This window comes from Mediterraneibacter sp. ICN-202921 (assembly GCF_037890075.1).
Lineage (GTDB): Bacteria > Bacillota > Clostridia > Lachnospirales > Lachnospiraceae > Mediterraneibacter > Mediterraneibacter massiliensis.
Window position 1 is genome coordinate 42,006 of sequence record NZ_JBBKBE010000009.1, and the last position, 24,139, is coordinate 66,144.

Annotated in this window: 19 protein-coding genes and 1 pseudogene; 6 read left to right on the top strand and 14 right to left on the bottom strand. The window is 42.8% G+C overall.

Translation table 11 applies throughout. The features are described 5' to 3' along the window. Nucleotides 1-3: 3 nt before the first annotated feature. The 3 genes from hprK to ftsH form a co-directional block, all read right to left on the bottom strand. A complete protein-coding gene (gene hprK / locus WKT01_RS08785; RefSeq protein WP_059070054.1) occupies nt 4-933 on the bottom strand; it encodes an HPr(Ser) kinase/phosphatase in 930 nt (309 codons plus the stop codon). A 53-nt stretch (nt 934-986) separates the two neighbouring features. Next, nucleotides 987-2,840 (bottom strand): excinuclease ABC subunit UvrC, encoded by a 1,854-nt coding sequence (gene uvrC, locus WKT01_RS08790; RefSeq protein WP_340312083.1) that lies wholly within the window; start codon nt 2,838-2,840, stop codon nt 987-989. A 155-nt stretch (nt 2,841-2,995) separates the two neighbouring features. After that, the gene (gene ftsH / locus WKT01_RS08795) at nt 2,996-5,008 is read right to left on the bottom strand and encodes an ATP-dependent zinc metalloprotease FtsH (protein ID WP_282923956.1); all 2,013 of its coding nucleotides are present in this window, start codon (nt 5,006-5,008) and stop codon (nt 2,996-2,998) included. A 183-nt stretch (nt 5,009-5,191) separates the two neighbouring features. Here ftsH and WKT01_RS08800 point away from each other — a divergent pair, with 183 nt between their 5' ends. After that, nucleotides 5,192-6,670 (top strand): DUF1846 domain-containing protein, encoded by a 1,479-nt coding sequence (locus WKT01_RS08800; RefSeq protein WP_340312084.1) that lies wholly within the window; start codon nt 5,192-5,194, stop codon nt 6,668-6,670. Between the two features lie 59 nt (nt 6,671-6,729). On the opposite strand, the gene WKT01_RS08805 is transcribed toward WKT01_RS08800, so the two are convergent. The 3 genes from WKT01_RS08805 to WKT01_RS08815 are packed head-to-tail and all read right to left on the bottom strand — an operon-like array spanning nt 6,730 to nt 9,594. Then, nucleotides 6,730-7,284 carry a phosphatase PAP2 family protein gene (locus tag WKT01_RS08805; RefSeq protein ID WP_340312085.1) on the bottom strand — a complete coding sequence of 185 codons (555 nt, stop codon included), beginning with the start codon at nt 7,282-7,284 and terminating at the stop codon, nt 6,730-6,732. Beyond that, the gene (locus WKT01_RS08810) at nt 7,272-8,213 is read right to left on the bottom strand and encodes a tRNA dihydrouridine synthase (protein ID WP_340312086.1); all 942 of its coding nucleotides are present in this window, start codon (nt 8,211-8,213) and stop codon (nt 7,272-7,274) included. The genes WKT01_RS08805 and WKT01_RS08810 overlap by 13 nt, the downstream gene beginning before the upstream one ends. A gap of 1 nt (nt 8,214) precedes the next feature. Then, entirely contained in the window at nt 8,215-9,594 is a 1,380-nt protein-coding gene (locus WKT01_RS08815) for an MATE family efflux transporter (protein ID WP_340312087.1), read from the bottom strand. Between the two features lie 225 nt (nt 9,595-9,819). On the opposite strand from WKT01_RS08815, the gene WKT01_RS08820 reads away from it, so the two are divergent. Next, the gene (locus tag WKT01_RS08820) at nt 9,820-11,541 is read left to right on the top strand and encodes an ABC transporter ATP-binding protein (protein ID WP_340312088.1); all 1,722 of its coding nucleotides are present in this window, start codon (nt 9,820-9,822) and stop codon (nt 11,539-11,541) included. A gap of 97 nt (nt 11,542-11,638) precedes the next feature. On the opposite strand, the gene WKT01_RS08825 is transcribed toward WKT01_RS08820, so the two are convergent. The 3 genes from WKT01_RS08825 to WKT01_RS08835 form a co-directional block, all read right to left on the bottom strand. Then, nucleotides 11,639-12,769 (bottom strand): aldo/keto reductase, encoded by a 1,131-nt coding sequence (locus tag WKT01_RS08825; protein WP_340312116.1) that lies wholly within the window; start codon nt 12,767-12,769, stop codon nt 11,639-11,641. Nucleotides 12,770-12,850: 81 nt separating this feature from the next. Then, complete coding sequence (locus tag WKT01_RS08830; protein ID WP_340312090.1) at nt 12,851-13,435, bottom strand: DNA-3-methyladenine glycosylase I; 585 nt, start codon at nt 13,433-13,435, stop codon at nt 12,851-12,853. 25 nt (nt 13,436-13,460) lie between these two features. Beyond that, nucleotides 13,461-13,991, bottom strand: a complete 531-nt coding sequence (locus tag WKT01_RS08835) for a methylated-DNA--[protein]-cysteine S-methyltransferase (RefSeq protein ID WP_282923952.1) — start codon at nt 13,989-13,991, stop codon at nt 13,461-13,463. Between the two features lie 147 nt (nt 13,992-14,138). On the opposite strand from WKT01_RS08835, the gene WKT01_RS08840 reads away from it, so the two are divergent. After that, a complete protein-coding gene (locus tag WKT01_RS08840; protein WP_340312091.1) occupies nt 14,139-15,992 on the top strand; it encodes a hypothetical protein in 1,854 nt (617 codons plus the stop codon). Between the two features lie 75 nt (nt 15,993-16,067). On the opposite strand, the gene WKT01_RS08845 is transcribed toward WKT01_RS08840, so the two are convergent. Then, complete coding sequence (locus WKT01_RS08845) at nt 16,068-16,610, bottom strand: flavodoxin family protein (protein ID WP_270394868.1); 543 nt, start codon at nt 16,608-16,610, stop codon at nt 16,068-16,070. A gap of 11 nt (nt 16,611-16,621) precedes the next feature. After that, nucleotides 16,622-17,611, bottom strand: a pseudogene (locus WKT01_RS08850) (alpha/beta hydrolase). A gap of 128 nt (nt 17,612-17,739) precedes the next feature. Here WKT01_RS08850 and WKT01_RS08855 point away from each other — a divergent pair. Further along, nucleotides 17,740-18,183, top strand: a complete 444-nt coding sequence (locus WKT01_RS08855; RefSeq protein ID WP_270394869.1) for a MerR family transcriptional regulator — start codon at nt 17,740-17,742, stop codon at nt 18,181-18,183. Between the two features lie 46 nt (nt 18,184-18,229). On the opposite strand, the gene WKT01_RS08860 is transcribed toward WKT01_RS08855, so the two are convergent. The 3 genes from WKT01_RS08860 to WKT01_RS08870 form a co-directional block, all read right to left on the bottom strand. Further along, nucleotides 18,230-19,777, bottom strand: coding sequence for an LPXTG cell wall anchor domain-containing protein (locus tag WKT01_RS08860; RefSeq protein WP_270394870.1), 1,548 nt, complete (start codon nt 19,775-19,777; stop codon nt 18,230-18,232). 188 nt (nt 19,778-19,965) lie between these two features. After that, nucleotides 19,966-21,264, bottom strand: coding sequence for a tyrosine-type recombinase/integrase (locus WKT01_RS08865; protein WP_340312096.1), 1,299 nt, complete (start codon nt 21,262-21,264; stop codon nt 19,966-19,968). Nucleotides 21,265-21,351: 87 nt separating this feature from the next. Continuing rightward, a complete protein-coding gene (locus tag WKT01_RS08870) occupies nt 21,352-22,038 on the bottom strand; it encodes a helix-turn-helix domain-containing protein (RefSeq protein WP_270395905.1) in 687 nt (228 codons plus the stop codon). Nucleotides 22,039-22,218: 180 nt separating this feature from the next. Between WKT01_RS08870 and WKT01_RS08875 the strand changes: the two genes are divergently transcribed. Further along, nucleotides 22,219-22,434 (top strand): helix-turn-helix domain-containing protein, encoded by a 216-nt coding sequence (locus WKT01_RS08875; protein ID WP_004612412.1) that lies wholly within the window; start codon nt 22,219-22,221, stop codon nt 22,432-22,434. 247 nt (nt 22,435-22,681) lie between these two features. Then, nucleotides 22,682-24,118 carry a MobA/MobL family protein gene (locus WKT01_RS08880; RefSeq protein ID WP_340312098.1) on the top strand — a complete coding sequence of 479 codons (1,437 nt, stop codon included), beginning with the start codon at nt 22,682-22,684 and terminating at the stop codon, nt 24,116-24,118. The last annotated feature ends 21 nt before the right edge of the window (nt 24,119-24,139 follow it).

Below are 24,139 nucleotides of genomic sequence, written 5' to 3' on the forward strand. Positions count from 1 at the left end.
ATCCTATCTTTTCTTTGCCAGATTTTCCTGCACACGCTTATATAATTCCTGTGCCGCATTATATCCCATCTGTTTCTGTCTATGATTGACCGCGGCAGATTCTACAATGATCGCGAGATTACGCCCCGGACGTATCGGGATACTATGACATACGACCCGATTCCCAAGAAATTCTGTATAATTTTCTTCTAATCCTAGGCGGTCATACTCTTTCTCCCTGCTCCAGTCTTCAAGCGTAATGACTAGATCGATATTCTGTGTTTCGCGGACACTTTGTACACCAAACATAGATTTTACATCTACGATCCCGATCCCGCGCAGTTCAATAAAGTGTCTTGTGATATCTGGCGCAGAGCCAACTAATGTATCATCGCTCACCTTACGTATTTCCACCACGTCATCTGTGACAAGACGATGTCCTCTCTTGATCAGTTCTAGAGCAGCCTCACTCTTTCCGATTCCACTTTCTCCCATGATCAAAACACCTACGCCATATACATCAACCAGAACACCATGTATGGAAATGCACGGCGCAAGTTTTACATTCATCCAGCGGATGATCTCCGCCATAAAATCTGATGTCTGCTTAGATGTTGTCAGGATCGGTGTATCTGCTTTTTCCGCTTTTTTCAAAAGCTCCCCGTCCGGCTCAAGATTCCTGCTGAATACAATACATGGGATCTGATGAGAAAGCAGTTCATCATAGATCTTGTTTTTTTCTTCTTGTGTCAATGTCTGTAAATATGTATATTCCACATATCCGATTATCTGCACACGATCCGAATCAAAATGATCAAAATACCCTGCAAGCTGCAGAGCCGGTCTGTTAATATCCGGTACATGTACCTCTTTATCTGCCAAGCTCACATCTGGTGTCAGATTTTTCAGATCCATTTTTTCGGCTATCTCACTTAACTTAATTCCTTGTCCCATAACTCTCTCCTTTCTGCTGTTCCAATTTTATGCGCCATTATGTTTTTATTATATCATTTGTGAAAAAAATTGTATACGGATTCAGCGGCTTTTTCATTCATGGACGGAACAGAGGCAAGTTCTTCTTTTTCGGCCGCCCGAATGGCATCCAGACTCATATAATGACGGATGAGAGCCTTCCTTCTTGCCGGTCCGATCCCTTCAATATCATCCAATATAGAGTGTACCTGCCCTTTTCCTCTTAACTGCCGGTGATACTCAATTGCGAACCGATGCGCTTCGTCCTGGATCCTGGTGATCAATTTAAAACCTTCGGAAGATCTATCTATCGGAATTTCTTTATTCTGATAATACAGCCCGCGCGTTCTGTGGTGATCATCTTTTACCATTCCGCAGACAGGAATCGTAAGATTCAGTTTTTCCAGAACTTCCAGCGCGATATTGACTTGTCCTTTACCTCCATCCATCAATATCAGATCTGGAAATACGGTAAATTTTCCTAGCTCTATGTCCTCTTTTTTTTCTTGCAGTCCATGCATAAATCTGCGGGTCAACACCTCACGCATGCTTCCATAATCATCTGCTCCCTGTATCCCTTTGATCTTGAACTTCCTATAGTCATTACGCTTGGGTTTTCCCCTTTCGTAGACGATCATGGACCCCACCGACTCAAATCCATTCGTATTTGATATATCAAATGCCTCCATCCGGCGTATTTTATCCAGCCCCAGCCATGCCGCGATTTCTTTTACAGCGCCAATCGTTCTTCCTTCTTCACGCTTTAATCTTTCCTTATCTTTATCCAAAACAAGTCTTGCATTGTTTGCCGCCAATTCCACCAGCTTTTCTTTTGACCCCTTCTTTGGAACACGGATAACCAGCTTTTGTCCTCTCTTTTTGCTTAGCCACTCTTCTATCAGTTCCTTATCCTCTATTTCTTCCGGCAGCATTAGTTCCCCTGGGATAAATGGCGTCCCTGCATAATACTGTTTGATAAAGCTGTCCAATATACTTCTGTGTTCCTCTCCCTTTGAAATACGCAGATAAAAGTGCTCTCTTCCGATCAGCCGCCCGCCTCGGACAAAAAACACCTGTACCACTGCGTCTCCTTCTTCTGTAGCCACAGCAAGAATATCTCTGTCCTCCCCGCTGCTGTCCGTGATTTTTTGTTTCTGGGAAACTTTCTTTATACTATTTATCAATTCTCTGTACTCGATTGCTTTTTCAAACTCCAATTCTTCTGATGCCGTGTTCATTTTTTCTTCCAATTCTTTTAACACACTCTCATAATTTCCATTTAAAAAATGAATGACTTCACTGATAGCTTCCCCGTATTTTTCCTGGGAAATATATCCCTGGCAAGGTGCGTCGCACTGTTTGATATGATAATTGAGACAAGGACGCTCCTTTCCTGTGTCCCTTGGCAGATTTCGATTACAGCTCCGCACATGATACAGCCTGTGGAGCAAATCCAGCGTATCTCTTACCGCCTGTGCGCTTGTATACGGTCCAAAGTACCGAGCTTTATCCTTCTGCATCCTTCTTGCCAGCATGACACGAGGATATGCCTCATTTACCGTTACCTTGATAAAAGGGTACGCCTTATCATCCATCAGCATCGTATTATACTTCGGACGGTATTCTTTGATCAGATTGCATTCTAATACAAGAGCCTCCAACTCAGAATCTGTCACTATATATTCAAATCTGCTGATATGTGTCACCATCTGTTCGATCTTTACACCCTTATTCCGACTGCTCTGAAAGTATTGACGGACACGGTTCTTCAGACTGATTGCCTTCCCCACATAGATAATCTCGTCCTTTTCATCATGCATGATATAGACGCCTGGTTTTCCCGGCAGTTTTTTTAATTCTTCTTCAATGTTAAAATTTGTATTTTCCATATTTCCTACCATGCTCCTTCATACTGTTTTATTATATCGCGTATATCCCATGCGTACAATCCTAATCCTTCGGGTAAAAAATACCCCCAGCTGCGTTTCCACAGCTAAGGGTATTTTAACATAAATGTTTCCGTCGTGCCGATCTTGATTGCTTTCTATTCCTCGGCCTCCGCAGGCTTCATAGTGATCCTGCCTTCCTGCTCTCTCTCTTTTTGTTCTCCTGTCTCTTCCTGCTTCTCTTCCGATTCGTCGATTCCCTGCACTTGACGGAAGATCTCCATAAATTCTTTTCCGGTGATAGTCTCTTTTTCTATCAAGAAATCCGAGATTTTATCCAGTGCCTCCCTATTGTCTCTCAACAAACGTTTTGCTTCCTCATATGCAGCTTTCAATATTTTCATAACTTCTGCATCTATCTCCGCTGCAGTAGCATCTCCGCAGTTTAAAACCGGTCTGCCATCTAGGTAACGGTTCTGGATAGATTCCAGGCCAATCAGCCCAAACTTTTCCGACATACCATACTGGGTGATCATTGCCCGGGCAATCTTCGTCGCTTTCTCAATATCATTGGACGCCCCTGTCGTCACCGTATCAAATACGATTTCTTCCGCAGCACGTCCGCCCAGAGCCACAACCAACATGGCTTCCAGTTCTTTCTTCGTATTAAGGAACTTTTCTTCCTCCGGCGTCTGCATTACATAGCCAAGCGCTCCCATTGTCCTTGGTACGATCGTAATTTTCTGCACCGGTTCTGTATTCTTCTGCAATGCCGTCACAAGCGCGTGTCCGACCTCATGATAAGAAACGATACGCCGTTCTTCCTTGCTCATAATACGGTCTTTCTTTTCTTTTCCGACCAGAACGACTTCTACTGCTTCAAAAAGATCCTTCTGGCTTACTACCTGTCTGCCGTTCTTCACCGCATTGATCGCCGCTTCATTGATCATATTTGCCAGATCAGAACCAACAGCGCCGGATGTAGCAAGAGCGATTGCTTCCAGATCCACTGTCTCATCCATCTTTACATCCTTTGCGTGTACCTTCAATACGTCAATCCGGCCCTTCAGATCTGGTTTATCCACGATGATACGTCTGTCAAAACGTCCCGGACGCAAAAGCGCCGGATCTAGAACTTCCGGACGATTTGTCGCAGCCAAAAGAAGCAGTCCCTTGTTGGTATCAAAGCCATCCATCTCTGCCAAAAGCTGATTCAACGTCTGTTCTCTTTCGTCGTTTCCGCCCATCATGGTATCTCTTGTTTTTCCGATCGCGTCGATCTCGTCTATAAATACAATGCATGGTGCCATCTGCTGTGCCTGTTTAAACAGATCACGCACACGGGAAGCTCCTACACCCACGTACATTTCCACAAATGCAGAACCTGACAAAGAAAAGAACGGTACTTTTGCCTCTCCTGCCACTGCCTTTGCCAACAGTGTCTTACCTGTTCCGGGAGGCCCTACCAACAATGCCCCCTTTGGAAGTTTAGCCCCTATGCCGGTATATTTTCCTGGATTATGCAGGAAATCTACGACTTCCTGCAGAGATTCCTTTGCCTCATCCTGTCCAGCCACATCCTGGAACGTCACGCCGGTCTCTTTCTCCACGTATACTTTGGCGTTGCTCTTGCCAATCCCCATCATGCCGCCGCCTTTGGACACGCGGCGCATCACAAAGTTAAAAAGAACAACTACCATCAAGATCGGCAGTACTAAAGTAATAAAAAGTTCAAACAGCATGGAGGAAAGTGTGTCCGGAATCTTGGCGCTGAATTTTACTCCAGCTTTCTCCAGACGTTCTGTCAGACTTTCATCATTTACCGCTCCTGTATAATAATCCGGTTCTTTCTGTTTTGTCCCATTTCCCTTTACACTTTCTTCCAACTGACCAACCAGATCCTCTGCCGTATTGCCGCTTTGTCTGCTCTCTGTTTTTGCGTCTTCTTTCAGCGTAATATAGATTTTGGAAGTATCAATCATAACTTCCTCTACTTTTTTGTCATCTACCAGTTCCAAAAATTTATCGTAACTGATCTCTTCTGGATTGTTATCCTTCATCAGCGAATACAGACCCATTACTATAAAAGTGACCAGCAGTGTCGTGACGAGAATAACGCCCCAACCCTGCCGGTTATTCTTGGGATCTTTATGATTATTCTGATTATCCATCGTATGCCTCCTAATTACAAATCGTGCAGGAAGGAACAGCCTCTGTTCCTGCACTGCAACACTATTATCATTATAAAGACAGGCTGTCTATAAATCAACAAAAAGATTATGAAAATATTGTAAAACCACATCATTTTATAGTATACTGGTTAGGAAATATGTCATGGATTGGGGAATAAAAAAATGAAAATCGGTTTTGATAATGAAAAATACCTGCAGATGCAGTCTGAACATATCCGTCAGCGGATCGACCAGTTTGACAACAAACTATATCTGGAATTCGGTGGAAAGCTTTTTGATGATTATCACGCTGCCCGTGTGCTTCCTGGTTTTGCTCCGGACAGCAAACTGCGCCTTTTAAAGCAATTAAGCGATCAGGCAGAGATCATCATCGTGATCAGCGCAAAAGACATCGATAAAAACAAAATGCGCGGAGATCTTGGGATTACCTACGATTCCGATGTTTTGCGCCTGATGGACTCTTACAAAGAACAAGGACTGTATGTGAGCAGTGTGGTCATCACACAGTTTTCCGGACAGGACGGCGCCGTCCTCTTTAAAAACCATCTGGAAAATCTTGGAATCCATGTTTACCTTCATTATAATATAAGCGGGTATCCGTCCAATATACCGCTCATCGTCAGCGAGGACGGGTATGGAAAAAATGACTATATCCAGACGACTCGTCCGCTCGTCATTGTAACTGCTCCCGGACCCGGAAGCGGTAAAATGGCCACTTGCCTTTCTCAGCTCTATCACGAACACAAACAGGGGATCCATGCCGGTTATGCCAAATTTGAGACTTTTCCTGTATGGAACCTTCCACTTAAGCATCCGGTAAATCTGGCCTATGAGGCGGCAACTGCAGATTTGAATGACGTCAACATGATCGATCCGTTCCATCTGGAAGCTTACGGAGAGACAACCGTTAATTATAACCGAGATGTAGAGATCTTTCCGGTATTAAATACCATGTTTGAAAAAATTTATGGAAAAAGTCCTTATAAATCACCGACTGATATGGGCGTCAACATGGCAGGAAACTGCATCTGCGACGACGCTGTCTGCCGGAAAGCCTCCTGCCAGGAGATCATCCGCCGTTACTATGCCTCTCTTAACTCCTTACTGAAAGGAAACAGTACGGAAGAAGAAGCACAGAAAATTGAACTTTTGATGAATCAAGCCGGTACCGGCACACAGGACCGCAAAGTGGTAGGCGCTGCTTTGAACCGCGCAAAAGAAACTGCCGGTCCTGCCGCTGCAATGGAATTAGATGACGGCAGGATCATTACCGGCAAGACGACTAATCTCCTGGGCGCCTCCGCGGCACTATTGCTCAATGTATTAAAAGAACTTGCCGGCTTGGATCATGAGCTCCATATTATTTCGCCGGAATCCATCGAGCCTATTCAAAAGCTAAAGGTAGACTATCTAAAAAGCAAAAATCCAAGACTCCATACAGATGAAGTTCTGATCGCCCTGTCCACCAGTGCTGCTTTAAACGAGGATGCCAGACTGGCGCTCAGACAACTGCCAAAATTAAACGGATGTCAGGCGCATACTTCTGTCATGATCTCTGATGTAGACATCAAAATTTTCAAAAAGCTGGGTGTACAGCTTACTTGTGAAGCCATTTACGAAACAGATCAGATATATCATTAAAAAGAATACCCGGAATCTGTAAATTGTATTTATCAGATTCCGGGGTTTTCTTATTCGTTCTATTTTATTCTTCTCTTATCTATTGTTTCTCTGCTTTTCTCTGTCAGTTTCCAAGCTGTCCATCCCGCCAATATTCCGATCAGCATCCCTGCCAATACATCTGTAGGGTAGTGTACGCCTACATACAGCCTGGACAGCGCGATCATTCCTGCCAAGAGCAGCGCGCAGATCCCATATTTTCTGGGAAGCGCTTTATATAGTGCCATTGCCGCCGCAAAAGAGGCGCAAGCATGTCCCGACGGAAAGGAAAAATCCCGCTGCTTCTCGATCAATATGTGCAGTCCCTCCACAACCTCATAGGGGCGTATTCTGGCTATGGCATTTTTAAGAACGACATTGGTTATAAGCGCACCTATCACCAATGCAGATAACTCAGCTGCTCCGGCTTTCCTTGTCCTTTTGAACAACAAAAGTAAAACACCTGTGCAAATCCATATCCAGCCACTGTCCCCTAAATGCGTCACCGCACTCCAAAAGTCATTCATCCAGTCCTGTCTGAGGTGCTCCTGTATAAACAAAAGGATATTCTCATCTATTTGTATCAATATCTCCATAATTCCCGCTCCGCAAACAGTGCATCCACTGCACTCTCGTACTCTGTAAAATGTACAGCCTTTTTAATTCTTTTCGCATATTTTTTAGGATCCGTAAAAGAAAACGCCAGATACGTCCATAGTTCTTTCATTTTGAAAAGAACCGTTCTCTCTCCAGATAATACCGATTGGTAGTTTTGATAAATCTGGTCATGGAACCGTCTTAATTCTCCTTTCTCTAACGGCTTTCCCCCTTTTGCCTTGCGCAGCAGCGCCGGATCCATAAGAACGCCCCGTCCACACATGATGCATGTTAATTCTGGGAACATTTCTTTTAATTTTACCACATCTTCTGCCGTAAAAACATCCCCATTATATACGATTTTATTCTTATTTCTCGTCCACGCCTTTTTAAATGCTTCGATATCCGGCTTATTTTTATAAAACTCTTTTTGTACTCGCGGATGTATGATCAATTCCTCTATAGGATACTGCTCATATATATCCATGATCTTCTCAAATTCCTTTGCTTCTTCCATCCCTAACCTTGTCTTCACAGAAATCCTCAGACTGGATGCCGTAAAAATATGCTCCAAAAATCTATTTAATTTCTCTGGTTCGGCAAGAAAGCCCGCTCCACGGCCTTTTGTCACTACTGTACGAGATGGACAGCCTAGATTCAAGTTGATCTCTTCATATCCATATTCTTCTAGTTTTTTTGCTGTGCGCAGGAAGTCCTCTGCTGAATTCGTCAGTATCTGCGGTACCGCATACATTCCTTGATTATGCGCCGGCATGAGATCCTGCTTCTCCTTGGAGCTAAAATGTCCTTTCTGGTTAGGACTGATAAAAGGAAGAAAATATTTATCGATCCCTCCAAAAAAATCATGTACTGCATTTCTATAAATATACCCTGTTATCCCCTCCAGAGGGGCCAAATAAAACCGCATATCAATCTCCTTTCCCAAATGGGAAGTATTTACCATTATCCAGCTTCTTCATAAGAACACATGCTGCCAGCGCAGCCAGTAATTCTGCCGCCGGAAAGCTCACCCAGATTCCGGCAGCTCCCATAAATCTAGACAACACAAAACCAAGCGGAAGAATGATAATAAGCTGACGAAGCAGAGAAATAAGCAGCGACTGCATTCCCTTTCCCATTGCCTCAAAGACTCCACATGAGATAATTCCCACAGAGGAAACCAAAAATCCCAGCGATATAAGCCGCAGTGCCTGCGTTCCGGCGTTCAAAAGCGCTGTGTCAGCCTGGAACATACCTAGGATCGCAGCTGGAAATCCCAAAGATAAGATCGTACCGGCCAACATAAGCACCGCAGCTGCCAAAAGGCTGTAGCGGATCGCCGCTTTCACTCTTTTTATGTTCCCTGCCCCATAATTATAACCAATAATCGGACGCATTCCCTGGACGATCCCATTTGCCGGCATATAAATAAATGTCTGAAGTTTAAAATAAATTCCCAGCACTGCCACATAGACTTCCGACATACCGGATAGTATCCCATTTAATCCTCCCACGAGGACAGACGGCATCATCATCATGAGTGAGGACGGGATCCCTACTGCATATATCTGCCGGATCAGTTTTTTATCAAACCGGATATATCTAGGATGGAGCGACACACCGGGGTTCTTCTTCAAATAGACCACGATATATAAAACAAAGGCACTGATCTGACCAATCACTGTAGCAGTTGCCGCTCCTTTCACCCCCATCTTTGGAAAGCCAAACATACCGAAGATCAGAATCGGATCCAAAATAATATTGATGATGCACCCTGTCCCCAGCAGATACATCGTAGTCTTCATATCACCTATACCCTGATATATTTTCTCCATCGCCACCTGCAAAAGCGCACCGAAAGAAACGCACAGCACAGTATAGGTATACTCGCACGCCTGTGCAAGCACTTCTTTATCTTGTGTAAACAGACATAGAAACGGCTTTGTCACTACTATGCCTGCAAGCACAAATAAAATGCAGTGAAACACCGTCAGGACCAGCCCCGTCGCAGCCGCCTGATTTGCTCTTTCCTGATTTTTCTCGCCCAGACTGATGGAAAGAACAGAACTGATCCCCACACCTATTCCCACTGCAACAGATATCACAATATTCTGCAGCGGATATGCAAGAGAAACTGCCGTCAAGGCGCGGGTTCCCAATCTGGAAACATAAATACTGTCTACAATGTTGTAAAGGGACTGTACCAGCATAGACAACATCATCGGAAGAGACATGCTCATCAAAAGTGGGAATATCTCTTTTGCCTCCATTTTATTGTATTTCTTTTCTTTTATATTTTCCCTTGACATATTTCTTTCTCCTTTGGCTATACCTGCAGCCTGATTTTATCTTTTACACAAAACATCTGGTAGAATAGCATAGCCTTCTTTTGCCTGTCAAGACTTTGTCCTATTGTCTGTTTCTTTCATGCCGCTCTCTTTTTGACACTCTTGTCTGATTATGCTAAGATTGTTTTGGTTTCTTATTTTCAAATAAGATGTTTAGTTTCTGAACTTTAAGAGAGGAGAATGATCTTGCATACTTTAAAACATTTTATCAAATATTACAGCCCTTATAAAATTGTCTTTTTTGTCGATCTGCTCTGCGCCGCCATCATAAGTTTTGTGGATCTGGCATACCCGCAGATTCTCCGTACACTGACAAATACAATATTTACAGAAGAAAGGAATGTGATACTTAAAGCGCTTTTCCCCATTGCTCTTGGTCTTCTTATCATGTACATCATCCAGAGTCTCTGTAAATATTATGTAAGCTACCAGGGGCACATGATGGGCGCTCATATGGAAAGAGATATGCGGCAGCAGCTTTTCGACCACTATGAAAAACTATCCTTTTCTTATTACGACCAGCATAATTCCGGACAGATGATGAGCAAGCTTGTATCTGATTTATTCGATATCTCCGAATTTGCACATCATGGTCCAGAAAATTTATTTATTTCTCTCATAAAAATCGTAGGTTCTTTTGTCTTTTTGTTTCTTATTAATTGGAAACTGGCGATCCCACTTCTGCTTTTAGTTCTGTGTATGTTTGTATTTTCCTATAGCCAAAATAAACGTATGCAGGAGACTTTTATGGAAAATCGCCGCAAGATAGGAGATGTAAACGCCAGTCTGCAGGATACGCTGGCTGGGATCCGTGTCGTACAGTCTTTTGCCAATGAAGAAATCGAGCGAAAAAAATTCCGAAAAAGCAACCACGGTTTTCTTGTCTCTAAACGTGCGAACTATAATTGTATGGGAAGTTTTATGGGTTGGAATCTGTTCTTCCAGGGTATGATGTATCTTATCACTCTTGTATTCGGAGGATACTTGATCGCAAAAGGGCAGATGCAGGCAGCCGACTTGGCTATGTATGCTTTATACATCGGTATCTTCATCAATCCGATCCAAATCCTTGTAGAACTGACAGAAATGATGCAAAAGGGCTTATCCGGCTTTCGCCGCTTTCTGGATGTCATGGAAACTGAACCCGATATCCAGGATGCAGAGGATGCACAGCCTCTTGATAACGTACTGGGCAGAGTTTCCTATGAGGATGTCTCTTTCCACTACAGTGATGATGATACACCTGTATTGTCCCATGTTTCCTTCCAGATTCCGGCGGGAAGATCGATCGCCCTTGTCGGACCTTCAGGAAGTGGCAAAACGACTATCTGTTCTCTGCTGCCCCGTTTTTACGATGTATCCGGCGGACGCATCACGATCGACGGCAGAGATGTGCGCACATTGACGCTAAAGAGTCTGCGCGATCAGATTGGGATCGTACAGCAAGACGTGTATTTATTCTGTGGAACGATTAAAGAAAATATTGCTTATGGAAAACCAGATGCGTCTATGGAAGAGATCATCGAAGCTTCCAAGAAAGCCAATATTCACGATTTTATCGAAGAGCTGCCGGATGGATATGATACCTTTGTAGGAGAACGCGGTACTCGTCTGTCCGGTGGACAAAAACAGCGCATATCTATTGCCCGGGTTTTCTTAAAGAATCCTCCGATCCTTATTTTAGATGAAGCTACAAGCGCCCTTGACAATGAAAGTGAACGTTTTATCCAACAAAGTTTGGAAGACCTTTCCAAAAACAGAACGACCATCACGATCGCGCATCGGCTTTCCACTATTAAACATGCAGATGAAATCATTGTCATCACAGAAGAAGGGATCGCAGAGAGAGGCACACATGAAACGCTCTTAAAAAAAGATGGCATTTACGCACATTACTATAATATGTAAGATTACTTTTCATGTTAGCATAAAGAAAAATATGTACCCGTCGGGTACAGTATCTAAATAGACAGGGTTTTCCAATGGAAAACCTTGTCTATGTTTTTTATCCTTCCAGGACAGATGCTGCCTTTTTTAGTTCCTCCCGGATAGCAATGTGCTGCGGACAGACCTTCTCACATTTTCCACACTCTATACAGGCAGACGCTTTTGCCCAGCCGTGACCATCCGCGTTCCACTGATATTTATTTCGTGCGCCGGTCAGATCTCCGTACATACTGTAGATATTATATGCCTGGAATGAACCGTAGATAGCAATATGCTGCGGGCAGCCTTTCATGCAGTATGCGCATGCTGTACAAGGCACTTTTGGAAATGCGTTAAAAGTTTCTCTCGCCTTCTCTACTGTCTTTTGTTCTTCTTCGGTCAGTGGTTTAAATTCCTTCATATAAGACACATTATCTTCCATCTGTTCCATATCAGACATGCCGGACAATACCGTGATTACGCCATCTAATGAAGCTGCAAACCGAATCGCCCAAGAAGAAGGAGATGCGTCCGGATCCGCCTGGTACAAGACTTCTTTGACTTCTTTCGGAGGATTGGCAAGGGTTCCTCCCTTCACCGGTTCCATAATGATGATTGGCTTGTTATGTTTTCTTGCTACCTCATAACACTTGTGGGATTCGATCGTCGGATCTTCCCAGTCTGCATAGTTGATCTGCAGCTGTACAAATTCCATTTCTGGATGTGCCGTAAGTATTTCATCCAAAACATCTGCTTTGTCGTGCATAGAAAAACCAAGATGCCGGATCAGCCCTTCTTTTTTCTTCTCTGCCAAAAATGTCCAGATATCATAGTCATCAAAGAAATGTGTTCTTTGTTCTCCTAAATTATGTAACAAATAAAAATCAAAATATCCTGCTCCTGTACGTTCTAAAGATGTATAGAACATCTGCTCTGCTTCTTCCCTATTTTTTGCCCCTGCCCACGCAGGAAGTTTTGTCGCAAGCATGAATCTTTCCCTTGGATACCGATCTACCAGTGCTTTTTTGATCACTCGTTCGGATTCTCCGTCCTGATACCCATAAGCGGTATCAAAATACACAAACCCTTCCTCTAAAAACCTGTCCACCATGGCTTTCGTCTGCTCGACATCGATCGCATTTTCTTTCACAGGAAGCCGCATAAGCCCAAATCCCAATTTCGGAATTTTTTCTCCAAGATACTGTTCCATATATTCCACTCCTTCTCTCTTTTCTTCTTTCATTATAAACATCTGCGCAAACACCTTGTCAATCTTTTTTATTGTATTTTCTCATCCGTTTTTATTCCGCCCTCTCTCTTTTCCGCACTCCAAAAAACAGCCTTTTTCATGAGAATATATGATGCCTATCGCCTGCATATATGCATAAATGATCGTACTGCCCACAAACTTCATTTCCCGCCGTTTTAGATCCGCAGATACTATATCAGACAGTGGTGATTTTGTTTTCCCTATCTCGTAGATAATGTTTCCATCCGTCCAATGCCATATATAGTCAGAAAAGCTTCCACATTCTTTCTGTATCTGCCGGAAAATCTTTGCATTCTGTACGGCAGCCTGTATTTTCAGCCGATTTCGGATGATCTCAGGATTTTCTTTTAAGGCGGCTATTTTTTCTTCACCATAGGAACAGACCGCTGCCAGATCAAAATCGTCAAATGCCTTGCGGAATGCTTCTCTTTTATTTAGCACACATTCCCAGGAAAGCCCCGCCTGAAAAGATTCCAATACCAACATTTCAAACAATCTTTGGTCATCATATACCGGAATGCCCCATTCTTCATCATGATATTGTATATATTTTTCATTCTTCGGATTTGCCCACTGACATCTGTTCTTTCCATCTTTCCAGTCCATTGTACATAGTCTCCTTTTGGACATATTATTTTTTCTTTGGCACATACAGATTTGTCAGATCTGCGCCTTCCAGTTTTAACAGGCTGACTTTTGTGTTTATGCCGCCTGCATATCCTGTCAGACTCCCATCGCTTCCTACGACGCGGTGACAGGGGATAATGATAGACAAGGGATTACGCCCTACTGCGCCTCCGACTGCCTGCCCAGACATCGAATGTCTTTTCATCTGTTCTGCTACTTTTGACGCAAGCATTCCATATGTCGTCACCTCACCATAAGGTATCTCACATAAAAGTTTCCACACTCTCTGCTGAAATATACTTCCCTTCAGACACAGAGGAAGTGTGTCCGGCCTCGGTCTTTCCCCGGCAAAATATCGCTCCAGCCATTCTTTTGCTGCCATAAATACGGGCAGATCTCCTTTTTCAGATACGGCTCCTCCCAGTGTACTGCCAAAATACTTTTGTCCCTCTATCCACAGTCCGATCAGATATTGCCCGTCACTTCCTAAGGTAAGCCTGCCGACCGGTGAAGGATACGTTGTAAAAAACTCCATAACCTGACACTCCTTTTCTATAGTTTATCAAAATCCCATAAAAATTCATAGACGAATATTTCAGCAGATGATGACTTTTTTAGTAGATAGGATTTTTTATTTATGCTATTATAAAAGCGTATAACTTAAAAAGTAAGGGGGATCATTATGACAAAAAAACGAGTATGGGCCGCGGCCCTGACTGTCTTAGCCGCGATAAGCCTTTTTCCTGTTACATCTTTTGCAGCACCGCAGAATGTCGCGGAAGTTGAAGGAATCGGATATGAAACACTGCAGAAGGCGATAGAGGCAGCACCGGAGGGCAGTACTGTCACACTTCTTTCGGATGTCACAGAAAATGTAAATTTTAATAAAAACATCACTGTGGACGGAGCAGGCAAGTATACAGTCGCAGGTCTGTCTTCTGTAAGCGCGGGCACGCTACAAAATCTTACACTCAAGCCAAACGATACAGACGCAAAGGGCAGACTGCTGACACTAGGCAACGCCGGCGCAAATACTTCTATTGCCTTAGAAAATATCACCGTCCACTATTCTGTAACAAAACGGGACGCAGGCAGCGCTATGACTGTAAGCGGAAACAAGGCAGCCATCAAGATCGATCAATGTCATTTTATCAACACCCCGAACAATCAGGGTGCCGTAGAGAATGCGCTTGAATGGTCCTATGGTCTGTATATCAACGGACAGGATAACAGCGGAAGTATTCTGTTTACAAACAGTGAATTCAGCGGTGCATTCAGAACAATGCTTCCAAATGTAAGCGGCAATTTCATTATTGAAAATTGTACATTTACAAACAGTGTTTATACTGTATTAAACGGACCTACAGGCGGTGCCGGAGCTACGTCCACCTCTATTACAACTTCTGCTTCCGCAAATAACCAGATCCAAGTCCGCAGCAATTACTTTGATAATGCAGGCTCTATTTACTTGCAGACTCAGGCCGACTTCACCGGCAATACGATTAAAAATGATGTATTTGAGCACTATATCCAGGCGGGAGACCGTATCGGAGAACCTGTAGACTTCAAAAGCAACACCTTTGAATTAGGCAGCAACCATCTGCTTATTTATGATGTCGCAGCGGCTCCTGTCATACTCCCTGCCGGCCAGGTTGCCGTAAACGGCTGGGTATGGATGGATACTCCTGAAGACATAAAACCTGCTGATTACAACGACTATACATATATGTACAACGAAGATGAGACGATCACCTTCATCCCCCAGTCTTCTGTGGCGCTGGCACAATTCTTCGGGCAGGCAGGAAGCGGAAATATACAGGTAGATGATCAGGATACCGTTCTCATTGATAAAGATCTGACGCTGGATCAGATCGTCATTGAAAAAGGGAAAAATATTATCTTTCAAATAGCAGAAGACGCCATACTGGAAGTTACAGGAAATTGGGATATTAAAGGCAGTGTTACAGTTGAGGGAAATGGAAAGCTTAAAATAAATGACCAGGGAAAAGTCACGATCAGTCCGGATGCAGCCTTAGAAGTCACTCCTGATACCAAATTAGAAAATAACGGTGAATTTTCTAACAGCGGAGAACTGACGATTCCAGACAGTATGACAGGAAACGGTACTATCACAGGTTCAGGTACTGTTGAAAAACTGCATACTGTCAAACATGTCTCTGCCACTGCACCTACATGCGACAAAGATGGCAATATCGAATACTGGTACTGTGCAGTTTGTAATAAGTACTATACAGACGCAGCTCTCACACAGGAATGTACAAAAGAGGGCACCATTAAAAAAGCGCTTGGACATACATATAAAAATGGAAAGTGCACAGTATGTGGAAAAAAGGATTTAAATTATAAGCCTGCCGATCCTGATTCATCTCTGACAGACAATAAAAAGGATCCTGCATCTGCTGATTCCGGCATACCACAGACAGGTGACAACAGGAATGTGGGAATCTTGCTGGCCCTGATGCTTACAGCAGCGTTCTCTTTCTTTGGAATAACTGCATATAAAAAAATACAGTAAAGTACTTTCCAGAGAATATCTGTAAGTATAAACATTTGCAGGCAGGACTGATCAAACCAGTCCTGCCCGCAAAATTTATACTTCTTTTCCAAGTTGGTAGGCCTTCTTCATGGCATCTATGTGATCAGACGCTGTACCTGCTTCATCAATCCCACTTCCTGCTACCAAGCCTTTTAATCTTGCCTTTTCAAAGCAATCCACCCAACCCTGTAACCCATTGTATGCCTTTGAAAACGCACTCTCGCTATTTTCAGCGGCAGTTGCTATCATGTAAATATCTCTAAATGCATAATCCGCTGCATAGAGAGGATTTAATCTATCCAAAAGTGTTTTCATCTGCCCACACATTTCATAGTAATAAATGGGCGTTGCAAAGATTATGACCTCCGATTCTTTGACTTGCCCCATAATATCAGCTACATCATCCTTTAAAATACAAGAACTATTATTTATACAGGTAAGACAACCAATACAATATTTGATCTCCTTACCTTTTAATGAAATATGTGTAACGTCATGTCCTGCCTCTATCGCTCCACGTTCACATTCTTTTGCAAGAATATCTGAATTACTGCCGCTGCGCAGACTCGTAGATATAATTACTACTTTCTTTGACATCGCTTCTCTCCTTACATATTCTTCTTAAAAAATTCATCCATTTTATCGAATGGAATCACATCTAAATTATCATAAAGATCCGTATGAACAGCGTCTGGAATTGCCATAAATTCCTTATTATCCGCATACTTATTGTTTTCAGTCATATTGGTATATGCATCCCTTCCAAAATAAAAGCTATGTGCCTTTTCACCATGGAGTACAAGAACTGCACTTCTGATCTCATTGCTGTATTGTAATATAGGCTGGTTCATAAATGACTGACAACCGATCGTATTCCATCCGTCATTTGAATTCAGGCTTCTGGAATGATAACATCTGCCTTTGTAATATTCGCTATAATCCTTTACGTAAAATGGCGCGTCATCAGGAACCGGCAGCGGCATGCATCCGCCCCCTCTTGAATATTCACCTTTTTTGTACTCCTCTGTACGAAGAGCGCAAAGTACTTTTTTCTTTTCATATCTTGCCTCTTCAGTATCCTCTGCATCAAAGTATCCGTTAGCATTCACTCTTGTCATATCATACATCGTTGATGCCACCGTAGCCTTGACTCTTGTATCAAGCGCAGCTACATTCAAAGCCATGCCTCCCCAGCCACATATACCGATGATCCCGATTTTTTCAGCATCCACCTACTCCTGTATCGTAAGAAAATCTACCGCTGCCATAAAATCCTCTGTATTAATATCGGGGGATGCCATATATCTTGGCTGACCGCCGCTTTCTCCTGTATAGGAAGGATCAAAAGCAACCGTCAGGTATCCTCTCTCCGCCATACTTTGGGCATATAATCCTGCACATTGCTCCTTCACTGCTCCAAACGGTCCGCTTACTGCTATGGCAGGCAATTTCTCTTTTGCATTTTGCGGAATATACATATCTGCCGCAAGCGTAATACCATAACGATTCACAAACGTTACCTTCTTATGTTCTGCCTTATCGCTCTTTGGAAACGTTTTGTCCCAGTCTGCGGCCAGCTTTAATTCTTCCATCTTCATTTTCTGCAATACCTCCTTGAAAAATCTCTTGTAATAATTTACTTTTTGCTTTACACTGATATTATCATACAACCTAAACTTAACTTTAGGTCAAGTATTTTTTATTTCATTCGAAAGAAGGTATATTCATGTACACGATCGGTCAGGTTTCTGAGATGTTTCATATCCCTATTTCTACTTTAAGATATTATGACAAAGAAGGTTTTTTCCCCGCTCTCCACCGAAAAGGAAATATACGCTGTTTTAGCGATCATGAGCTTGAGGCTCTTCGCATCATTGAATGCCTTAAAAAGTCCGGTCTTGAGATCAAAGATATCAAGCAGTTTTTTGTACTGGTTACAGAAGGCAGTTCAAGTTATGAAAAAAGAAAAGAATTATTCCAAGCGCGAAAATTAGCTGTAGAAGAAGAAATCAAATCGCTTCAAAAAACTCTTTCCTTATTAAAATTCAAATGTTGGTATTATGAAACCGCAATTGCAGATGGAAATGAAGAAAAAATCAATGCGATGCTTCCCGATAAGCTTCCGGCAGATATTCAAAAGCTTTACGATGCCAGTCACACAAATGGCTGAGAGCAAAAATTCTTGCTCTCAGCCATTTGGAATCTTACACAGGAGTTTATTGTAATGTCTTTAATTTTTTATATCCTAACATTCCTAAAATGCCCAATAGAATTAAACCGCCCTTAATAGCAAAGATACTATTATCAACATCTCCCGTCTTGGGAACAGTTTTCACTAATGATTTATGAATTGTTGCATTGCCTTTACCACTACCTTGGGTATGTGCAGCGTCTTTTGGTAAATGCTCTTTGTTTTTAATTTCCGCAGACACGCTAACTTCTTTGTGTAATTCTGTGGTTGCTTTTTGTTCTTCAGGGTTATATTTATCTGCAGCTGTAGGATCATCTGCAGCGTTTTCAGACTCAATTTTTAACTTTCTGTCACTGCCGCCTGGTGAAATCATTCGTACCATATCGATCGAGCGGATAAGCATCTGACTGATTTCGTCCTTAGATAAATTGCCCGATAATACTTTTATTCGAAATGTGTTCAGGATTCCAGAGCCTGAAAGCTTCTGATCTGAATCCTTATAAGTCTGAACAATGTATAGTCCCTTCTCACCGTTAGAGTGTTTTTTTATTTTCGAATAATTTTCCATTTTCTTTGAAAACTCACCAGATTTTAAACTATCTTCATCGACGATAAATTTTTTCTCGTCAATTCTCATTATAATCCCATATGCGCTGACATTATTAAAGTCTTTCGCATAAATAGTGACAGCAACATCGCCATTATCGATTACATTTGCCCCCAATAAAATCATCCCTGAACTTATCAAATCGTCATTCTTTTCAGATATCAGCACATTATGCATATCATACACATCTATGACCCCATCTTGATTGGTATCAGCTACAGAGGCGTATTCATAATCATTATCCTTATCTTTTTCTGTTCCTATATAATTCATAAGAAACGTTTCATCAACATGACTGGTCTCATTCGTATCATACACAAGAAGCTGTCTTCCAGAAACAAAATTCCCTACAGCGTTCGTTATTTCAAACCATAAATATCTTGCCTTACTCTTATTTTCTAATAGTTCACTTACGTTGATTACTTTATTCGTATTGTCACGTGCCCACTTAAATCCAATTGCACTGCTGGATTCCCACTCGCCTTTTGTTTCGTTATAGTTCATCAATTTTACTGTTCCTTTCAGTATGGTCCCGTTTCCAGCATCTTCACGAGGAATATATACAATCTTAGAAATATTTCCAGCATCATGTGGAATTCCCACTAACAACCTGTATGGCTTGTCAACAGTAAATTTACCGTTATTTCCCCATGCGGTATGATACACATTGCCCGTAGATGGATTCTTATTGAATAATTTTTCTAATTCTTGACCCGGCTGATGGGGATAATTGGAATCAAATTCTATAATGTCTAAAGCAGCAGCAAAATCATCTTTCAAAGTCGTGCCTGCCACAGGGTCAGACCATTCTGAGAACGCATGATCAACTACTTTACGCACTCTGATCTCATAACTAGACTCCGATTTCAGTTGATCTATCTTTATAAAGTTTTCACCTAAATTATCCAACACCCTTCCATCAAATTCAATCTCATAATTCTCATCATCATTATCTTTATCCCACATAAACGTTAAACTCTGATCTGATGTTTTTTCAGGCACAACAACTATGTTGGCTGGCGATTTTAAATTCCGATTTGTCTATTCAATCCTCTATAAACCCTGTATTTTCAAGGCATATCGCCTATTAAATGTTCAAACCTTATGTATTTTCCCTTGTTTTTGCCCTTATGAGCCGAAACAAGGGAAATTTTTTATTCTCCGCCGATTACCTTATCCAGCAGTCTTGCGGAAGTACGCTTCGCTTCCCTTGTAGCGTGAGCGTAAATGTTCATTGTGGTACTAACATCAGCGTGTCCGAGAAGTTCCTGCACATCTTTAGGTGCTGCACCGTTTGAAAGCAGATTGCTTGTATAGGTGTGTCTGAGCATATGGAAGTGGAAATCCTCCAATCCCTCCACCTTTTTTCTTGCTGTCCTGCACATAATCCCCACCGTACTCGGTGCTTCAAATGCCCCGTCAGGTCTAAGGCAGACAAAGGATAATTCCTTGTATCCCTCTGGGACTTCTTCCGACCTCGGCAGACTGTAAACCTCATAATAGGTGCGGTCTTTTTCTTTGACCTCCAAATAGTAATTAAGGCTGTACAGTTCCCCGTATCGGAAACGGTTTTTGTGTTGTTCTGTTTTCGCAGTTTTCAGGATTGCGGCAAGCGTATCGCAAAAGTCCACGGTGCGGATTTTTTTACGCTTTGTTGCCCCTATTTCTGTTTTGTGTCTTGCCCCGTTGTAACGCATACTGCGGCGTACTGTCAGATATTGTTCTTCAAGGTTGATGTCCTGCCAAGTCAGACCACAGACCTCTCCAATACGCAAGCCTGTATAATAGGCTATCTGTATAGGAAGAAGTGCAGGATTGTTTTTCTTTTTCAGGAAGTCCTCTAATCTCTGATACTGTTCGTAGCTGAGCGTTGGTGTGGAAGCAGTTTCTCCGTCCTCGTCCGAGAACAGTTCGTATTCTTCTTTCTTTCCTCGCCATACCACATACTGCATCGGGTTAAAGGTTATCAGCCTTTTCGGGAATACCGCAAAACGGAACGCCCCTTGTAAAACAGCCGAAAACAATCGGAGATACCCTTTGCTGAGTGCTTTTGCGGTTGTACCGTCAGGATTTGTACCGCCAAAGCTGAGAAAGTCTATATATGCCTGTAAATGGTCGGCGGTTATTGTTTTCAGTTTTCGGTTTCCTATCGGGTGCTGTTTGATACGATTGACCGTTCCTTGATAGGACATTACCGTACCATTGCTGAGATTGCCGGGTTTCAGTTCTTCCTCCACCCACAGATCGAGCAGCATACCAACCGTGATGTTTTCAGACTTCGCAACGAATTTCTTTTCCTCATAGTCAGCGATTGCTTTTCTGAGCAGGGCTTCTGTTTCAGACTTACTTTCTGTTCCCACAAACTCTTTCTGTACTTTTCTGCCGCTTTCATCTTCGATATAGAAGCGTGCGTACCACTTTTTACCTTTTTTTCTTACAGAACCTTTTGCCATAGATAAATTTCCCCTTTCTATCTGTGGCAATCGGGACTGTGACATATGGTGTGCGTAAAGTAATAAGGTTACTTATGCCGATGAGTGTCAGTCATCGTTTTCACTTGTCAAAGAGCCACGGAATTTTTCTTTTTCAGCAACCCTTTCTTCGGCTGCTGTCACTATCCCGAACAGGTCACCCATCTTTACAGCGGTGCGTCCCTCATCGTAGATATGTAAAATCCCATCTAAAAACTGCTTCATATCCTCGATAGGAAGTTCCATTTCTTTACGGTAAACCCTTTCCATAATTGCCCCTGACTCAATCGCATAACGGCGTAAGGACTGCTTTAAGCCCTCGTCCTCCGCTACACGGTCAACCTCAGCCATAGCGTCTGCAAAGTGATAAGTCATAACCGTATAGAGGTCAATCATCTTTCCGAGGAATGTCGTGAGCAGCTGTTGGTGCGGTTCTCCCTTTACCACAGAAGAAACCGTATCAAGATAATTTTTGATATGTTCCTCCATATCCCTTGCACATAAAGTGCGGCTGTCATATTCCTTATCTTCGGAAAGTCCTGTCAGCCATTCGGGAGTGGTCAGGAGTGCTTCTGCCAGCCCGTTGATAATCATTGTACGCTTCGGGTCTACACCGTCCGCTTCATATCTTTGAATGGTAGATTTGTTTACCCCGACACGCTTACCAAGTTCGGGCATTGTTAAGTTTAATTCTGCTCGGCGTTCTTTCACTCGTTCACCGACCTGTTTTGCGGTGAATGTAATTTCTTTTTTCAAGGTTTTCACCTCCTATTGCTGATAGTATAACATAGCAAAGTCTATTTTGCAACCACAAATTTAATAATAGATAAAAATATTTCTTAATAAGTTGCAAAATGAGTTGACAAGAGATAGCAAAATAAGTATAATTACAGATACATAGTTGCGAAATGCGTATTTTGAAAGGAGGTTGATAAAATGAGCAACATCAAAATGGGTTTAACCATAGAAGAAGCAGCAGAATGTACGGGTATCGGAAGAAATACAATGCGTAAGTTGGTAGACTGGGGCAAACTTCCCGTCCTCAAGGTCGGAAGAAAAGCGATTATCCGCAGGGATACTTTAGAGCGATTTATGAGCGTCAATCAGGGAAGAAACCTGCTGAATGAAAATGATGTCCGCAAAGTAGAATAACCGTTCTCCAAGCCCTCGGCGTTTGAGAGCGAAATACACCCCTCGCACAAATCTTCGATTTGTACTCTGGGTATTTCGCCCTTGCAGGGGGCACTGTATCACAGCTTCGGACAATGCACCGCCGCTATGATACAGAAGAAAACAGCCCGCTGTTTTCTTCGCTGTCCGTCTGCTTACGCCGCCGAAACAGCGGCAACCGATTTCTCGGTTGCAAAAAGAGTATGCCCGTCACGGGAGGAAGGAGTATATGGCAAGACATTCATTTATACAGATGTCGAAGCTACCCAATGTCAAGGGAAGAATATCCTATATCACAAGCCACGCAAGGCAGGAAAATCTCTATGCCACCTACCGCACCGCCGACAATGAATTTTGGAGTAACCTTGCAAGGGAAAGCCAGCAGGAATTTAAGCGAAGCGGCACAGAGGGCAAATGTATTGAAGCAAGGGAATTGATTATCGCCCTGCCCGAAGTATATACAAGATACGAGCCGCAGGAAGTCCTTGAAGATTTTACGGAGGAGTTCCGCAGGCGGTATGGTGTGGAGTGCGTGTCAGCCCTCCACCACAACAAACGCAAGACAAACTATCATATCCACCTTATCTTCAGCGAAAGAAAACTACTTCCTGAGCCTGACATCAAGATAGCCACACGCAGCGTGTTCTATGATGAAACGGGAAAAAGGGTACGCACCAAGAAAGAAATCACAGGAGAGGACGGACAGATACGAAAAGGCTGCACCGTCATAAAAAAGGGCGAAGTTTACGAAAGCCACCTCTTTACCGTGAAAGATGATAAATTCAAAAGCGAGCCTTTTCTTCGGGAGGTAAAAGAGATTTACACCGACCTTATCAATCGGCATATCTCCGATCCCGAACAGCAGTTAAAGGTATTTGATAAGAACAGCGTTTATCTCCCTACAAAGAAAATCGGTAAGAACAATCCCAAAGCCGCCGAGATTGAAGCGGATAACACCGCAAGGCAGGAATGGAACAGGACAGCGGATATGGCGTTGTTATCGGGTATTTCCGAAGCAAAGATTTTAGAGGTCAAGCAGACCGAGATACACGAAAAAGCAAGCCAGTCTATCAAAAGCAAAGGCTGGCTGCCCAATCTGTTCCGTGGGATTGTGACAAAGGCAAAAGATTTTCTGCAAAACCTTATTCGGGAAAAAGATATGCCGCCTAAACCTACGCTTGATATTGATATGGCAGAGTTCCGCCATATGAGAAATCTGATGATAAAAGTACAGGATAAGGCGGTAAAAATCAAAAACTTGCAGGATAAAGTTCTGCCGCAGTTGAAACAGCAGCTTGCCGATACAAAGGGGCTTTTCAAAGGTAAAGAACGAAAAGCGTTGGAGGTAAAAATCAAAGAAACCGAAACGGAGATTGCCGACAGGCTGGATAAAATCCCAGATACACTCAAAGAGGACGGCTATCCCGATGTGCAAGTTTTTATGCGTACTTTCCGAGAAATGGAAAGCGTTGTGGAACAGTACAACCGTGACCTTGCCGAGTGGGAATACCAAGTCAGCAGGAAACCGACAGCCACCGCCAAAGAACAGCACAGACCGCCTGAAAAGCAGAGCGTGTTAAAACATCTGCGTGAGATACAGGAACGCAACAAGCAGAAAACACCGCAAAGACAGCGTAAGAAATCCATTGACAGAGATAGCCGATAGGCATTGAAAAACCGCCGTTAT

Coding starts and splice junctions, on each gene's coding strand:
- hprK (WP_059070054.1), bottom strand. CDS start 933: ATGGGACAAGGAATTAAGTTAAGTGAGATAGCCGAAAAAATGGATCTG.
- uvrC (WP_340312083.1), bottom strand. CDS start 2,840: ATGGAAAATACAAATTTTAACATTGAAGAAGAATTAAAAAAACTGCCG.
- ftsH (WP_282923956.1), bottom strand. CDS start 5,008: ATGGATAATCAGAATAATCATAAAGATCCCAAGAATAACCGGCAGGGT.
- WKT01_RS08800 (WP_340312084.1), top strand. CDS start 5,192: ATGAAAATCGGTTTTGATAATGAAAAATACCTGCAGATGCAGTCTGAA.
- WKT01_RS08805 (WP_340312085.1), bottom strand. CDS start 7,284: ATGGAGATATTGATACAAATAGATGAGAATATCCTTTTGTTTATACAG.
- WKT01_RS08810 (WP_340312086.1), bottom strand. CDS start 8,213: ATGCGGTTTTATTTGGCCCCTCTGGAGGGGATAACAGGGTATATTTAT.
- WKT01_RS08815 (WP_340312087.1), bottom strand. CDS start 9,594: ATGTCAAGGGAAAATATAAAAGAAAAGAAATACAATAAAATGGAGGCA.
- WKT01_RS08825 (WP_340312116.1), bottom strand. CDS start 12,769: ATGGAACAGTATCTTGGAGAAAAAATTCCGAAATTGGGATTTGGGCTT.
- WKT01_RS08830 (WP_340312090.1), bottom strand. CDS start 13,435: ATGGACTGGAAAGATGGAAAGAACAGATGTCAGTGGGCAAATCCGAAG.
- WKT01_RS08835 (WP_282923952.1), bottom strand. CDS start 13,991: ATGGAGTTTTTTACAACGTATCCTTCACCGGTCGGCAGGCTTACCTTA.
- WKT01_RS08840 (WP_340312091.1), top strand. CDS start 14,139: ATGACAAAAAAACGAGTATGGGCCGCGGCCCTGACTGTCTTAGCCGCG.
- WKT01_RS08845 (WP_270394868.1), bottom strand. CDS start 16,610: ATGTCAAAGAAAGTAGTAATTATATCTACGAGTCTGCGCAGCGGCAGT.
- WKT01_RS08855 (WP_270394869.1), top strand. CDS start 17,740: ATGTACACGATCGGTCAGGTTTCTGAGATGTTTCATATCCCTATTTCT.
- WKT01_RS08860 (WP_270394870.1), bottom strand. CDS start 19,777: ATGTGGGATAAAGATAATGATGATGAGAATTATGAGATTGAATTTGAT.
- WKT01_RS08865 (WP_340312096.1), bottom strand. CDS start 21,264: ATGGCAAAAGGTTCTGTAAGAAAAAAAGGTAAAAAGTGGTACGCACGC.
- WKT01_RS08875 (WP_004612412.1), top strand. CDS start 22,219: ATGAGCAACATCAAAATGGGTTTAACCATAGAAGAAGCAGCAGAATGT.
- WKT01_RS08880 (WP_340312098.1), top strand. CDS start 22,682: ATGGCAAGACATTCATTTATACAGATGTCGAAGCTACCCAATGTCAAG.